The sequence below is a fragment of the Amycolatopsis sp. NPDC051102 genome (genome assembly GCF_040682815.1).
Taxonomy (GTDB): Bacteria; Actinomycetota; Actinomycetes; order Mycobacteriales; family Pseudonocardiaceae; genus Amycolatopsis.
This window is the reverse complement of the sequence record NZ_JBFBBT010000005.1, coordinates 175,638-189,680: the sequence shown is the minus strand read 5'-3', so window position 1 is coordinate 189,680 and position 14,043 is coordinate 175,638. Positions and strand designations below refer to the sequence as shown.

The following is a 14,043-nucleotide window of genomic DNA, read 5'->3' as shown; positions in this document are numbered from 1 at the left end:
GGGGGTATGCCTTCAGGGGACAGACGCGACGCCGTCAAGGCGATCGTCAGCGCGGGCCAGCGGGAGCTGGTGGCGGAACTGGAACGCCTCGACGGCGGGCGCTTCGGCCGGTCCGGCCGCACGCGACTGCTCGAAAACGGTGACGTCTTCGAGCGTGCCGTCGTCAGCGCGGCCTTCTCGGACGAGTACTTCGCGGCCGGGCTGTCGGTCGTGCTGCACCCGCGCAACCCGTACGTCCCGGCGTTCGAGGCGCACTTCCGCTACCGCGAAGCCGCGGACGCGTGGTGGTTCGGCGGCAGCGTCGACCTCCTCCCCTGCTACGGCTTCGCCGCGGACGCGACGCACTTCCACCGCGTCCTGAAGAACCACTGCGACACGCTCGACCCGGCGTTCCACGCCCAGGCGAAACGAGCGTGCGACGACCGCTTCCGCCTCCCGCACCGCGACGAGGCCCGCGGCATCGGCGGCATCCTCTTCGACCACCTGAGCCTCCCGGGCCCGGACGGCTGGCGGCGTTCGGCCGCGTTCACGGCGGCGGGCATCGCCGCGATCGCCCCGGCGTACTTCCCGATCGTCCGGCGGCGCAAGGACGTGCCGCACGGCGAGCGCGAACGGCAGTGGCAGCTCTACCGCCGCGGCCGCTACGTCGAGTTCACCCTCGTCCACGACGCGGCGACCGCGATCCAGGCCGACGCCGAGGCGGTCCTGGCGGCACTGCCGCCGCTGGCGCGGTGGGAGCCGGACTTCACGCCCGAGCCCGGGAGCGCGGAGGCGGAGCTCGCGTCGTTCCTCGTCCCGCGCGATTGGGCGGCCGAAACTGTCGGTGCCCGCCGGTAGAGTCGGAACCGGGGGGCGCCCCGCGACCTGCTTGCGCTGGCGGAGCACGGTTTCCGGCCGGCTGCGGCAGGACCGTGTCCGCGGCGGTGGTGCCGGGCCTGGTGACCACAGCTCCTCGATCAGCAACCACGAAGACGGTGACGGCGCCCCGCTGAGCGGGAAACCGTTGGCACCGTGGGTGACCCGCCGTGTCGAGTATTGACAGGGCCCGCTCGGAGGGTGTGTGATCTGTTCCATAGATAGGAAACTTTCCTAACTATCGCCGCCGGTGGTCCGCCGACCATTCCGCCCCCGGTCACCCCCTGTCCCCCGACCCACGCAGGAGGCTCCCAGTGGCACCCCGTCCACCGTGGCGCGCGGTACTGGCCGGCACCGCCGTCGCGGCGCTCGGCCTCACCGTCGTCACTCCGGTAAGCGCTTTCGCCGCCGACACGGACTACGAAGCCGAAAACGCCACGATCTCGCAGGGCGCGGTCGAGTCGAACCACGCCGGCTACAGCGGCACCGGCTTCGTCAACTTCGACAACGTCGCCGGCAGCTACGTCGAATACTCCGTGAACGCCGCCCAGGCGGGCACGCACACCCTGACCTTCCGCTACGCCAACGGAACCACCGACAACCGGCCGGTGAAGCTGACCGTCGACGGCGGTGACAAGGGCACCGTCGACTTCCCCGCCACCGGCGCGTGGACGACGTGGAAGACCGTCACCGCGACCGTCCAGCTGACCGCCGGGGTCAACAAGGTCCGCACCACCGCGACCACGGCCAACGGCGGCCCGAACGCCGACAAGCTCACCGACACCTTCACCGCGCCGGTGGACACCGAGCCGCCGTCGCCGCCGTCGAACCTCAAGGCGAGCGACATCCTGCCCACCGCGGCCACCTTCACCTGGACCGCCGCGACGGACAACGTCGGCGTCGTCCGCTACGAGATCAACCGCGGCGGCAACATCCTCAAGACCGTCGACGGCAACACCACCAGCGCGACCGTCGACAACCTGACCCCGAATACGGCCTACGACATCTCCGTCGGGGCGTACGACGCCGCGGGCAACCCGTCGCAGCAGAGCAACGTCGTCACCTTCACGACGCCGCAGAGCAACGACACCACCCCGCCCAGCGTGCCGGGCAACCTGCACACCACCGGCGTCACCGCGAACAGCGTCTCCCTGGCGTGGAACGCTTCCACCGACAACAGCGGCACGATCGCCGGCTACGACGTCTACCAGGGCGCCACGAAGGTGGCGACGACGACGTCCCTGAGCACGACGATCACGGACCTCAGCCCGAACACGTCCTACACCTTCACCGTGAAGGCCCGTGACCCCGACGGCAACACCTCGGCCGCCGGCAACGCCGTCACGGCGAAGACCAGCGCTCCGGGCGGCGCCGGGGGCATCCCCGAGTACGACAAGGACATCGCGAAGGTCGACCTCGCCTGGGCGGTGGACTTCCTGCCGAACGGCAACGCGCTGGTGACCGAGCGGGACCGCTTCGAGATCCTGCTGGTGACGCCGTCCGGTCAGAAGACCACGCTGGGCAAGGTGCCCGGCGCGGTCGGCACGAACGGCGAAGGCGGCCTCCTCGGCCTGGCGATCTCGCCGAACTGGGCGTCCGACCACGCGATCTACCTCTACCACACCGCTTCCGGGGACAACCGGATCGTCAAGATGACCTACGACGGCTTCACGCTGTCCTCGACGTCGACGCCGGTGCTCACCGGGATCGCGAAGAACCGCTACCACAACGGCGGCCGGCTCAAGTTCGGCCCGGACGGCAAGCTCTACGCGACCGTCGGCGACGCCAAGAACAGCGACAACGCGCAGAACAAGAGCTCGCTCAACGGGAAGATCCTGCGGCTCAACCCGGACGGCTCCGCGCCGGGCGACAACCCGTTCTACGCCACCGGCGGCAACGCCCGGTACGTCTGGAGCTACGGCCACCGCAACCCGCAGGGCCTGGCCTGGGACTCCCGCGGCCAGCTGTGGGCGGCGGAGTTCGGCGAGAGCAGCCAGGACGAGCTCAACCTGATCCAGAAGGGCGGCAACTACGGCTGGCCGAGCTGCGAAGGCACGCAGGGCAGCTGCAGCGGCTTCATCGCGCCGAAGAAGACCTGGCCGACGTCGCAGGCCGGGCCGAGCGGGGTGGAGATCGTCAACGACTGGATCTACATCGCCGGCGTCACCGGCGAGCAGCTGTTCGCCACGCAGATCAACTCCGCCGGCACCGGCGTCGGCACGGTGTCGACGCTGTTCTCCGGCCGCTGGGGCCGGCTGCGCTCGGTCACCAAGACCCCGGACGGCGGGCCCTGGCTGACCTCGACGAACAACGACAAGAACGGCGGCACGCCGTCGGTGCTGGACAACGTGATCGTGCGGCTGAAGTTCCCCGGCGGCAGCACGCCCGGCGGCTTCAAGCTGACCAGCTCGGCCTTCGCCGACAACGCCACCATCCCGGACAAGTACACCTGCGCCGGGGACGGCACGGCGGGCCAGGACCCGTCGCCGCCGCTGGCGTGGGGTGCCGCCGACGGTGCCAAGGGCTACGCCGTCGTGTTCGCCGACGTCGCCAACGGCGGCAACAAGCTGCACTGGGCGATCTGGGACGTCCCGGCGGCCACGAAGTCGCTGCCGGAAGGCCTCGGCGCGGGGTACACCGTGCCGAACCAGGGCGGCGCGAAGCAGAAGGCGATGGGCAGCGGCGCGAACGCGCAGAAGTTCTTCGGCCCCTGCCCGGGCGGCTCCAGCCACCCGTACACGTTCACGCTCTATGCCCTGAACACCGCCACGGTCCCCGGCCTGACGTCGTCCTCGACGATGGCGCAGATCGAAACGGCGATCAAGGGCGCATCGACGGGCAGCGTCGTGCTGCGCGGCAAGTCCAGCGCGGCGGCCTGAAAGCCGCGGCAGGGGTGACCGGAGCGGCGCCGGTCACCCCTGCCGCCCTCACTGCGTCCCCGCCACCCGGCGCAGGTGGGCGTCGACGTCGAACCCGTGTTCCTCCAGCCGGCGGCGGGCCAGCAGCAGCTCGTCCGGGGTGAACAACTCGGCGTACTCCTCGCGGAGCATGACCGCCTCGGAGCTGCGGCCGAGCTGGTTCTTCTCCCACAGCATGGTGAACCCGCCCGCGGTGCCGGCCCCGCGCAGCAGAAGCCGGGCCGCTTCGACACCACCGTGCTCGCGCACCATGCGTTCGAACTGGGCGGGCCGGTAGCCGTAATCCTTGGCCAGGACCCGGCAGCCGTCGAGCAGATCCTCGGTGAACCGCGCGGCGAGCCGGGGATCGGCCGGGATGGATGCGGCTGGTTCGGGCATGGGACACCTCTCGACGAACGGCTTCCCTGATTAATCGCGAACGGGACCGATTTCGCTACGCCGTTCGGGGCACCAATCGCCGGGACGCACTCTCCGTATCGCCGGACCGGACAAACCGGAGATAACCTCGTCCGTCCACAGTGGACATAACGCGGTCACCAGCCGAACAGGCCGCCCATGATCCGGGCGCAGCGGGCCGCCATCGCCGCGGCATCTTCGTCCGGACGGTCGATCCACCAGCTGATCAGCGAGTCGACCACACCGGTCCAGACCTGCGCGACGGCCTCGATGTCGACCGGGTCGGCCAGGCCTCGCGAGGTCAGCAGCTGCGTCGCACCGAGGACCGCGAAGGCGTCGAGCCGGCGCCGGTAATCCGCGGCCGCGGCCGCGATGTCGCCGGTGGCCGGCACGGTGGCGTCGCGCAGCAGGCGCCAGGCGTAGCGGTCGTGGTCGAACGTCGTGAAGATCGCCGCCAGCACCTTCAGCGGCATCTGCTCGGGCTCCCCGCCGGCGGCCATGGTCGTCGCGACGCCCTCGGTGAGCCGGTCGCCCGCGCGGTGCAGGCAGGCCAGGTAGAGCCCGTCCTTCGAACCGAAGTACTGGTACAGCAGCGGCTTGGTGACCCCGACTCGGCGCGCGATCTCGACCATCGACGCGCCCGCATACCCGGCCCGGCCGAACTCCTCGGTGCCGGCCACGACGAGCTGCGCCTCGCGCTCTTCGCGGGGCATCCCCTTGGTCCCGACCGGCCTTGACTCCGTCACACGCGAGAGCCTACCGTGCGTAAAGTGACCCTTGGGTAAGTTACCATCAGGTCAGATGAAGGAGGCGACGTGGCCGAGTTCCTGGCGCACCTGCGCGACCCCGTGCTGTTCGCGGTTCCGGTGTTCCTGCTGTTCGTGACGATCGAAATCGTCGCCGTGCACGTGCTCGGCCACGACGACGGCGTGATCGGCTACAGCGTCGCCGACACCCGCACGAGCATGCTGATGGGCACGGTCGCGGTCGGCGTGAACGCGCTGTTCCGGCTGGTGATGCTGGTCGTGTTCGCGGCGCTGTTCGAGCTGGCGCCGGTCCGGTTCGACCCGCGCGACTGGTGGACGTGGGTCCTCATGCTGCTCGGCCAGGAGCTGGTCTTCTACGCCTACCACCGGGCCAGCCACCGCGTGCGGCTGCTGTGGGCCGGGCACCAGGTGCACCACTCGAGCGAGCACTACAACTTCTCGACGGCGCTGCGCCAGAAGTGGACGCCGTACTTCCAGCTGCCGTTCTGGTCGGTGCTGGCACTGTGCGGGATCCCGCCGTGGATGATCCTGACCGGGCTGTCCATCGACCTCGTCTACCAGTTCTTCGTGCACACCGAGAAGATCGGCAAGCTGCCCCGCTGGTTCGAGTACGTGTTCAACACGCCGTCCCACCACCGCGTCCACCACGGCAGCGACGCCGAGTACCTGGACGCGAACTACGGCGGCATCCTCATCATCTGGGATCGGCTGTTCGGCAGTTTCGTCCCGGAAGGCCACCGGCCGACCTACGGGCTGACGACGAACATCGGCACGTACAACCTGCTGAAGGTGGGCTTCCACGAGTACGGCTCGATCCTGCGCGACCTGCGCGGCGCGCAGACGTGGCGGGAGCGGGCCGGGTACGTGTTCGGGCCGCCTGGCTGGCAGCCCGAACACGTGGCCGCCTGAGTTACGCGATGTCCCGCAACCGGAGGCTCTTCAGGGGCGGGCGTTCCGGCGACGTCAGATCGGTCAGCACGAGTTCGCGGTCCAAGCCGTCCGAGGTCCCGCGGCGGAACTGCGCCAGCAGCGTCGCCGGCGGAACCGCCGTGACCAGGCGGCCGTAGCGCTCCAGGCGGTCGAAGAGCGTCTGCATGATCTGGCCGGACATCCGGCCCAGCGCCTGGGTGCTCTGGTGGCGGTGCGCGCGGTGGCCGAGGTCGACCTGGGCGAGTGCGTCGAGGCCGCGCAGTTCCAGGAGGTCGATCAGGTGGCCGATCTCGACGCCGTAGTTCGCGACGAACGGGATGCTCTCCAGCACCTCGCGGCGGCCCGCGTACTCGCCGGCCAGTGGCTGGACGAAGCCGGCCAGCTCCGGCCAGAACATGTTGAGCAGCGGCCGGGCGACGAGCTCGGTGACCCGGCCGCCGCCGTCCGCCTCCGCACCCAGGGGGCGGTGGTAGAAGCCCTTGACGTAGGCGACCGACGGGTCGGTGAGCAGCGGGCCGAGCAGCCCCGTGACGTAGTCCGTGGTGAAGTCGTGCAGATCGCCGTCGACGAAGACGACCAGGTCGCCGGTCGTGGCCGCGACGCCCTTCCAGAGCGCTTCGCCCTTGCCGGCCAGCCCGGTGAGCGCGGGGAAGACGGCGTCCTGCGCCACGACCCGCGCACCGGCCGCGGCGGCGACTTCGGCGGTGGCGTCGGTGGAATGGCTGTCGACGACGAGGATCTCGTCGACGAGCCCGCCGTGGAGTTCCTCGCGGATGGCGGCCACGATCGCGCCGACGGTGGCTTCCTCGTTGCGGGCCGGGATGACCACGGACACCGTGGTGCCACGCTTGGCCGCGGCCAGCTCCCGGGTGGTCCAGTCCCCGGCCTTGCTGCTGCGCCGGGTGAGCCAGGTGCCGATCTCCGGCGAAACCTGCAGCATGCGCTTCCCCTTCCCTCGTTCGCTTCCGAGGTTCGGGGTCCCGCGTTTCGGCGCCCGGTCCGCGGTGCTACCGGGGTGTTACGAGATGGCGCACCGCGTTAACGCAGTGTGCGGAAAACCGGCTGACCAGCGCCGGCGGCCGCCCTAAGCTCGGTGCCGATGAGCCAGTACTTCAGCATCGACGGCCCCGACGTGTGGAACCCGTCCAACGGACCGGGAACCCTGTTCACCCGCCTCGCCGAGGCCTTCGTCCCGCTGGCCGGGGGTCCGTCCGGCCTCGGGGTGACCCCCGGCGATCCCGGCGACCACCCGATCGACGGCGCGGCCTTCGCGGCCTTCACCGGCGCGCTGGTCGCCGAGTACCGCGCGACCTCACACCCGATCAACCGGGCGCTCCTCGAAGGGTTCGTGGTGACCGCGGCGGTGCTGGCCCGGCGCGGCGGGCTCGCGCTGCCCGCCCTCGACGGGCCGATCGCAAGCTCGCCGCGCGACATCCCGGGCGGCGGCGCGGCCGGCCCGGACCGGCTCGCGGAGCTCATGGCCGAGTACGAGCGCGCGATGCCGGTGTGACCCGCGAGCCCCGCGATCGCCGAGCCGTGGCTGCGGGACCTCGTCAGGCGTCTTCCTCTTCGAGCATCTCCGGCGTGACCGCGGACTCCGTGTCCGGGATGCCCAGGTCCTTCGCGCGCTTGTCCGCCATCGCCAGCAGCCGCCGGATGCGGCCGGCCACCGCGTCCTTCGTCATCTGGGGGTCCGACAGCTGGCCCAGTTCCTCCAGGGACGCCTGGCGGTTGGACAGCCGGAGCCGGCCCGCCGCCAGGAGGTGGTCCGGGGCCGTTTCGCCGAGGATCTCCAGGGCGCGCTCCACCCGGGCCGCCGCCGCCACCGCCGCGCGGGCCGAACGCCGCAGGTTCGCGTCGTCGAAGTTGGCCAGGCGGTTCGCCGTCGCACGGACCTCGCGGCGCATGCGGCGCTCTTCCCACTGCAGGACGCTCGTGTGCGCGCCCAAGCGCGTCAGCAGCGCGCCGATCGCGTCGCCGTCGCGGACCACCACGCGGTCCGCGCCCCGGACCTCGCGGGACTTCGCCTGGATGCCCATCCGGCGCGCGGCGCCCACCAGCGCCAGCGCCGCCTCCGGGCCGGGGCACGTCACCTCCAGCGACGACGAGCGGCCCGGTTCGGTCAGCGACCCGTGGGCGAGGAACGCGCCCCGCCACGCCGCTTCCGCGTCCGCCACGCCCCCGGACACCACCGCCGCGGGCAGCCCGCGCACCGGGCGGCCGCGCTGGTCGATCAGCCCGGTCTGGCGGGCCAGGCCTTCACCGTCCTTGACCACGCGCACGACGTACCGGGTGCCCTTGCGCAGCCCGCCGCTGGCGGTGATCACGTGGACGTCCGAGTGGTGGCCGTACAGCTCGTGGATCTCCTTGCGCAGCCGTCGCGCGACCGAGCCCGTGTCCAGCTCCGCCTCCACGACCACCCGGCCGGCCACGATGTGCAGGCCGCCGGCGAAGCGAAGCAGCGACGCGACCTCCGCCCGGCGCGGCCCGATCTTCGTGATCTCCAGCCGGCTCAGCTCGTCCTTCACCGCGGCGGTCATCGCCATTACTGCCCCTCCCTGCCTTTCGCTCCTCCCCCGTGCTCCCCGCCGAGACCGAGAGCCTCCCGCATGCACAACGCGAGCGCATCAGGATCATGCCGTCCCGCCACTTCGGGGTCGGCCACCGCCCCCAGGTGCGCCCGGCCGCCCAGCCGTTCCGCCGCGCGGCGGAGATTCGCCGGGTCGGGGACGGAATCCCGGTCCGCGATCACCGCGTCGACCCGCAGATCGGGCGCGTGCTCGAAGAGTACGTCGAGGTGGCGCTCCGGGGAGAATCCCGCGGTTTCCCCCGGCTGGGGGACAAGGTTGAGCACGAGCACCTTCGTCGCGGCCGTCCGCACGAGCGCGTCGCGCAGCCCCGGCACGAGCAGGTGCGGCAGCACGCTGGTGAACCAGGAGCCCGGCCCAAGGAAGACGACGTCGGCGTTCAGCACCGCTTCCACGGCCTCTTCGCACGCCAGCGGCGGGCGCCCGGCCCGGCCCGGCGAGCGCAGGCTGACCCGCCGCACCTGACCCGGCGTCGTGGCCACCGCGACCTGGCCGCGGATCGTGCGCAGCGCCGCCGGGTCCTCGCTGTCGAGGCCGCTGACCTCGCCCTCGATCTCCAGCGGCTCCGGCGACATCGGCAGCACGCGCCCCGAGACGCCCATCAGCCGGCAGGCTTCGTCGAGCGCGGCGACCGGGTCGCCGAGCACCTCGAAGAGCCCGGCCAGCAGCAGGTTCCCCACCGCGTGCCCGGCCAGTGCGCCGTCGCCGCCGAAGCGGTGCTGGAAGACCTCGGCCCACAGCGTGCCGCCGTCCTCCGCGGCGAAGGCGGCGAACGCCTGCCGCAGGTCGCCCGGCGGGAGCAGGCCGAGTTCGCGCCGCAGCCGGCCGGACGATCCGCCGTCGTCGGCCACGGTCACGACCGCGGTGACGTCGGGGGTCACCCGCCGCACCGCGGACAACGTGGCGTGCAGCCCGTGGCCGCCCCCGAGGGCGACCGCGCGCACGTTATTCACGACCAAGGTCGCGGTGCACCACCTTCACGGCCATACCGTCCTCTTTGGACAGACGCTGGGCGAGCTCCACGGACAGCGCCACGCTGCGGTGCTTGCCGCCGGTGCAGCCGACGGCGAGCGTCAGGTACCGCTTGCCTTCGCGCTTGTAACCGGCGCCGATCAGCCGCAGCAGCTGGTGGTAGCGGTCGAGGAACTCCTCGGCGCCCTCCTGCGAGAGGACGTAGTTGCGGACCTCACCATCGAGGCCCGTGTGTTCGCGCAGCTCCGGGATCCAGAACGGGTTCGGCAGGAACCGGACGTCCATCACCAGGTCGGCGTCCATCGGCAGGCCGTACTTGTAGCCGAAGGACAGCACGGTGACCCGGGTCTGGGTGCTCGCTTCCGAGCCGAACGCGTCCTCGATCTTCGCGCGCAGGTCGTGCACCGACAGCGACGAGGTGTCGAGCACCAAGTCGGCCTCTTCGCGCAGCGGCTCCAGCAGCGTCCGCTCCGCGGTGATGCCGTCGGCGAGCCGGCCGTCGCCCTGCATCGGGTGGCCCCGGCGGACGGCCTCGAACCGCCGCACCAGCACCGCGTCGGTCGCCTCCAGGAACAGCACCCGCGGCTTGTAGCCCCGCGCGTCCAGGTCCTTGATCACCGAGGCCAGGTCGTCGGTGAACGCGCGCGAGCGCACGTCCATCACCACCGCCACCTTCGTGATCGCGCCGCGCGCCTGCGCGCCCAGCTCGACCATGGTCGCGATCAGCTCCGGGGGCAGGTTGTCGACGACGAACCAGCCCAGGTCCTCCAGGCACTTGGCCGCGGTGCTGCGGCCGGCGCCGGAAAGCCCGGACACGACCGCGACCTCCATGCCGGACCCGCGGATCTCTTCTTGCGCACTCACTGTCTTTCCCTACTCCCCTGCTCCTGTGCCGTTGCTCGCGCCGGACTCCCCGGCCAGCGCGGCGACCACGGCCTCCGCGGTGCGCCTGCCGAAGCCGGGCACCGCCTCGATCTCTTCGACCCTGGCCTGCTTGAGCTTCTTCACCGAGCCGAAGTGCTTGATCAGCGCGGTGCGGCGAGCCTGCCCCAGCCCGGGCACACTGTCCAATTCGGACGTGATCAGCCGCTTGGAGCGCTTCTCGCGGTGGTAGGCGATGGCGAAGCGGTGGGCCTCGTCACGCAGCCGCTGCAGCAGGTACAGCCCCTCCGAGGTCCGGGGCAGGATCACCGGATCGGGGTCGGCGGGCAGCCAGACCTCCTCCAGCCGCTTGGCCAGCCCGACCACGGCGATGTCGGTGATGCCGAGCTCGGCCAGCACGTCCGCGGCCGCGGTGGCCTGCGGGCCCGCGCCGTCGACGACCAGCAGGTTCGGCGGGTAGGCGAACTTCTTCGGCCGCCCGGTCTCCGGGTCGAGGCCCGGCTTCGACGAGTCCGGCTCCTCGGCGGTTTCCTTCAAGTAGCGGTAGAAGCGGCGCCGGACGACCTCGGCGATCGAGGCGACGTCGCCCTCCGTGGCCGCCTCCCGCAGCGCGAAGCGCCGGTACTCCGACTTGCGCGCGAGGCCGTCCTCGAACACGACCAGCGACGCCACGACGTCGCTGCCCTGGATGTGGCTGATGTCGATGCACTCGATGCGCAGCGGCGCGGAGTCGAGGGCGAGGAACTCCTGCAGCTCGGTGAGCGCCGCCGAGCGGGCCGTGAGGTCGCCGGCGCGGCGCAGCTTGTGCTGGGTGAACGCCTCCCCGGCGTTGCGCTGGACGGTCTCGGCCAGCGCCTTCTTGTCGCCGCGCTGCGGCACCCGCAGCTGCACCCGCGACCCGCGCAGGCCGGTGAGCCACTCCGCGACGGCGTCCGCGTCGGCCGGCAGCTCGGGCACCAGGACCTCGCGCGGCACGACCGGGCCGGAGTCGACCTCGTCGCGCGCCCCGAGGTCGGCCTCGTCGCCGTAGAACTGGGTGAGGAAGTGGTCGACCAGCGCCGGGACGTCCATCTCCTCGGCCTTGTCGATGACCCAGCCGCGCTGCCCGCGGACCCGGCCGCCGCGCACGTGGAAGACCTGGACGGCGGCTTCGAGCTCGTCGTGCGCGAAGGCGACGACGTCGGCGTCCGTGCCGTCGCCGAGCACCACGGCCTGCTTCTCCATGGCGCGACGCAGCGCGCCGAGGTCGTCGCGCAGCCGGGCGGCGCGCTCGAACTCGAGCTCCTCGGACGCGGCGGCCATCTCGCCTTCGAGGCGCTTGATCATGACGTCGGTCTTGCCCGCGAGGAAGTCGCAGAAGTCCTCGACGATGTCGCGGTGCTCGTCGGCCGAAACGCGGCCCACGCACGGCGCCGAGCACTTGTCGATGTAACCGAGCAGGCACGGCCGGCCGATCTGGCCGTGCCGCCGGAACACCCCGGCCGAGCAGGTGCGCGCGGGGAAGACCCGCAGCAGCAGGTCGAGCGTCTCGCGGATGGCCCACGCGTGCGCGTACGGGCCGAAGTACCGGACGCCCTTCTTGCGCGCGCCGCGGTAGACGTGCAGCCGCGGGAACTCCTCGTTCAGCGTCACCGCGAGCATCGGGTAGCTCTTGTCGTCGCGGTAGCGGACGTTGAACCGGGGGTCGAACTCCTTGATCCAGTTGTACTCGAGCTGGAGCGCCTCGACCTCGGTGGTGACGACGGTCCATTCGACGCTCGCGGCCGTGGTGACCATCTGCCGCGTGCGCGGGTGCAGGCCGGCGAGATCGGCGAAGTAGGAGTTCAGCCTGCTCCGGAGGCTTTTCGCCTTGCCGACGTAGATGACCCGCTTGGTCGCGTCGCGGAACTTGTACACGCCAGGGGCATCCGGGATGCTCCCCGGCGAGGGACGGTAGGTGGTCGGGTCAGCCACTCCCCCAGACTATGCAGCGGCGCGAAGCGCCTCCGCTGAGGGTGGTGGCGGGGGCATGGATGGACTATTTGCCACCACCGACAGTTCTCGCACGCCCCCGTCCGGGCCCGCCGGAAGTAGGGTGTTCGTCCGCTTCCGACCTTCGTCGGTGTCCGCGCCGCTGACGCGGTGGTTACTTTCCGACGGCGATCCGGTCCCCCACCGAAAGGATCACCGTCGTGAGCTTCCTCCGCTCCCTCGGCGCCGCTTCCGCGGCCGCCGTCGCCCTCACCCTCGCGGGCGGCGCGGTCGCCTCCGCGGGCGTCCAGCCGAACATCGTCGGCGGCACCACCGCGCCGGCGGTCTCCTGGGGCGCCCAGGTGTACGTGAACACCCCCGGGCGCGACTACCAGGGCTTCAACTGCTCGGGCACGGTCATCGCCGGCCGCTGGGTGCTGACCGCGGTGCACTGCCTCGACCAGGACGGCTCGGGGATGTACGTCCGGGTCGGCAGCAACACGCTGCTCTCGGGCACGAAGATCGCCGTCGACAACGAGTACGAGTCCCCGAACGGCGACATCGCGCTGCTGCACCTGGCCTCGGCGACCAGCACCGCGCCGATCTCACTGGGCAGCGCCGACCCGGCGACCGGCAGCACCAACCAGATCTACGGCTGGGGCCGCTCCACCCCGACCGGCCCGCCGGCGACGTCGCTGAAGACGGCGAACGTCCAGGTGACCGGCCGGTCCACGGACGCCTACGGCGGCCGCGCGATCCAGAGCGTCGGCATCAACGGCTCGGCGTGGAAGGGCGACTCGGGCGGACCCGAGGTCGCGAACGGCGTGCAGGTCGGCGTCGCGTCGACGGTCCAGAACCAGAGCGGGTCGAACACGCGCGGCACGAACAACTACGCCAGCGTGGCGGCGAGCCGGTCCTGGATCCGGACGACCGCGGGCGTGTGAGTTCCCGGGGCGGCGCTGCGGCGCCGCCCCGGTTTTGTCGGTGGCCTGTGGGATGCTCGCGGGCATGCGGATCGCCACCTGGAACGTGAACTCCATCGTCCCCCGCCTGCCCCGCGTGCTGGGTTTCCTGGAGGAGACGGCGCCGGACGTGCTGTGCCTGCAGGAGCTGAAGACCACGACGGAGAAGTTCCCGCTGGCCGAGGTCGAGGCACTCGGGTACGAGGTGGCGGCGTACGGGCTCGGGCGCTGGAACGGCGTCGGGATCGTGTCGCGGGTGGGGCTGTCCGACGTGGTCCGCGGGCTGCCGGGCGAGCCGCAGTTCGAGGGCGCCGCGGAGGCGCGCGCAGTGGGCGCCACCTGCGGGGGCGTGCGGGTGTGGTCGGTGTACGTGCCGAACGGGCGTGAGCCGGACAACCCGCACTACGCCTACAAGCTGGAGTGGCTCTCGTCGCTGCACTCGCTGGTGGCGTCGGAGGTGTCGTCCGGGCCGTTCGCGGTGCTGGGCGACTTCAACGTGGCCCCGACGGACGCGGACGTCTGGGACATCGCGTTGTTCGCGGAGTCGACGCACGTGACGAAGCCGGAGCGCGACGCCCTGGCCCGGCTGCGGGACCTCGGTCTTTCGGACGTCTTCCCGCGGCCGCTGAAGTACGACCACCCGTTCACGTACTGGGACTACCGGGCCGGCAACTTCCCGAACAACAAGGGCATGCGGATCGACCTGGTGTACGGGAACGAGGCGTTCACGTCCGCGGTGACGGATTCCTATGTGGACCGCAACGCGCGCAAGGGGAAGGGCCCGTCCGACCACGCACCGATCGTGGTGGACCTGGACCTCTGA

Annotated in this window: 13 protein-coding genes; 6 read left to right on the top strand and 7 right to left on the bottom strand. The window is 71.5% G+C overall.

All coding sequences use genetic code 11. From position 1 onward, the window contains the following. Positions 1-6: 6 nt before the first annotated feature. Both AB0M93_RS18125 and AB0M93_RS18120 read left to right on the top strand, forming a co-directional pair. The gene (locus tag AB0M93_RS18125) at positions 7-837 is read left to right on the top strand and encodes a coproporphyrinogen III oxidase (protein ID WP_364274808.1); all 831 of its coding nucleotides are present in this window, start codon (positions 7-9) and stop codon (positions 835-837) included. 332 nt (positions 838-1,169) lie between these two features. Beyond that, complete coding sequence (locus AB0M93_RS18120; RefSeq protein ID WP_364274806.1) at positions 1,170-3,734, top strand: PQQ-dependent sugar dehydrogenase; 2,565 nt, start codon at positions 1,170-1,172, stop codon at positions 3,732-3,734. 48 nt (positions 3,735-3,782) lie between these two features. Here AB0M93_RS18120 and AB0M93_RS18115 read toward each other — a convergent pair whose 3' ends face one another. Then, positions 3,783-4,151 (bottom strand): hypothetical protein, encoded by a 369-nt coding sequence (locus AB0M93_RS18115; protein WP_364274805.1) that lies wholly within the window; start codon positions 4,149-4,151, stop codon positions 3,783-3,785. Positions 4,152-4,306: 155 nt separating this feature from the next. Further along, positions 4,307-4,915, bottom strand: coding sequence for a TetR/AcrR family transcriptional regulator (locus AB0M93_RS18110; RefSeq protein ID WP_364274803.1), 609 nt, complete (start codon positions 4,913-4,915; stop codon positions 4,307-4,309). Between the two features lie 69 nt (positions 4,916-4,984). Here AB0M93_RS18110 and AB0M93_RS18105 point away from each other — a divergent pair, with 69 nt between their 5' ends. Then, positions 4,985-5,845, top strand: coding sequence for a sterol desaturase family protein (locus AB0M93_RS18105; protein ID WP_364274802.1), 861 nt, complete (start codon positions 4,985-4,987; stop codon positions 5,843-5,845). A gap of 1 nt (position 5,846) precedes the next feature. Here the strand turns inward: AB0M93_RS18105 and AB0M93_RS18100 are convergent, their stop codons facing one another. Further along, a complete protein-coding gene (locus AB0M93_RS18100) occupies positions 5,847-6,806 on the bottom strand; it encodes a glucosyl-3-phosphoglycerate synthase (protein WP_364274800.1) in 960 nt (319 codons plus the stop codon). Positions 6,807-6,965: 159 nt separating this feature from the next. Here AB0M93_RS18100 and AB0M93_RS18095 point away from each other — a divergent pair, with 159 nt between their 5' ends. Further along, positions 6,966-7,376, top strand: coding sequence for a DUF6086 family protein (locus tag AB0M93_RS18095; RefSeq protein ID WP_364274798.1), 411 nt, complete (start codon positions 6,966-6,968; stop codon positions 7,374-7,376). 43 nt (positions 7,377-7,419) lie between these two features. On the opposite strand, the gene whiA is transcribed toward AB0M93_RS18095, so the two are convergent. Genes whiA through uvrC form a run of 4 tightly spaced genes read right to left on the bottom strand, consistent with a single transcriptional unit; the run spans position 7,420 to position 12,261 of the window. Further along, positions 7,420-8,412 (bottom strand): DNA-binding protein WhiA, encoded by a 993-nt coding sequence (gene whiA / locus AB0M93_RS18090; protein WP_364274797.1) that lies wholly within the window; start codon positions 8,410-8,412, stop codon positions 7,420-7,422. Beyond that, a complete protein-coding gene (gene yvcK, locus AB0M93_RS18085) occupies positions 8,412-9,398 on the bottom strand; it encodes a uridine diphosphate-N-acetylglucosamine-binding protein YvcK (RefSeq protein ID WP_364275163.1) in 987 nt (328 codons plus the stop codon). Before yvcK ends, whiA begins: the two co-directional genes overlap by 1 nt. Before the next feature lies 1 nt (position 9,399). Beyond that, positions 9,400-10,257 (bottom strand): RNase adapter RapZ, encoded by an 858-nt coding sequence (rapZ, locus tag AB0M93_RS18080; protein WP_003101350.1) that lies wholly within the window; start codon positions 10,255-10,257, stop codon positions 9,400-9,402. A gap of 42 nt (positions 10,258-10,299) precedes the next feature. Beyond that, a complete protein-coding gene (gene uvrC / locus AB0M93_RS18075; protein ID WP_364274795.1) occupies positions 10,300-12,261 on the bottom strand; it encodes an excinuclease ABC subunit UvrC in 1,962 nt (653 codons plus the stop codon). Between the two features lie 218 nt (positions 12,262-12,479). Here uvrC and AB0M93_RS18070 point away from each other — a divergent pair, with 218 nt between their 5' ends. Next, entirely contained in the window at positions 12,480-13,202 is a 723-nt protein-coding gene (locus AB0M93_RS18070) for a trypsin-like serine protease (protein ID WP_364274793.1), read from the top strand. 64 nt (positions 13,203-13,266) lie between these two features. Continuing rightward, positions 13,267-14,043, top strand: coding sequence for an exodeoxyribonuclease III (locus AB0M93_RS18065; RefSeq protein WP_364274791.1), 777 nt, complete (start codon positions 13,267-13,269; stop codon positions 14,041-14,043).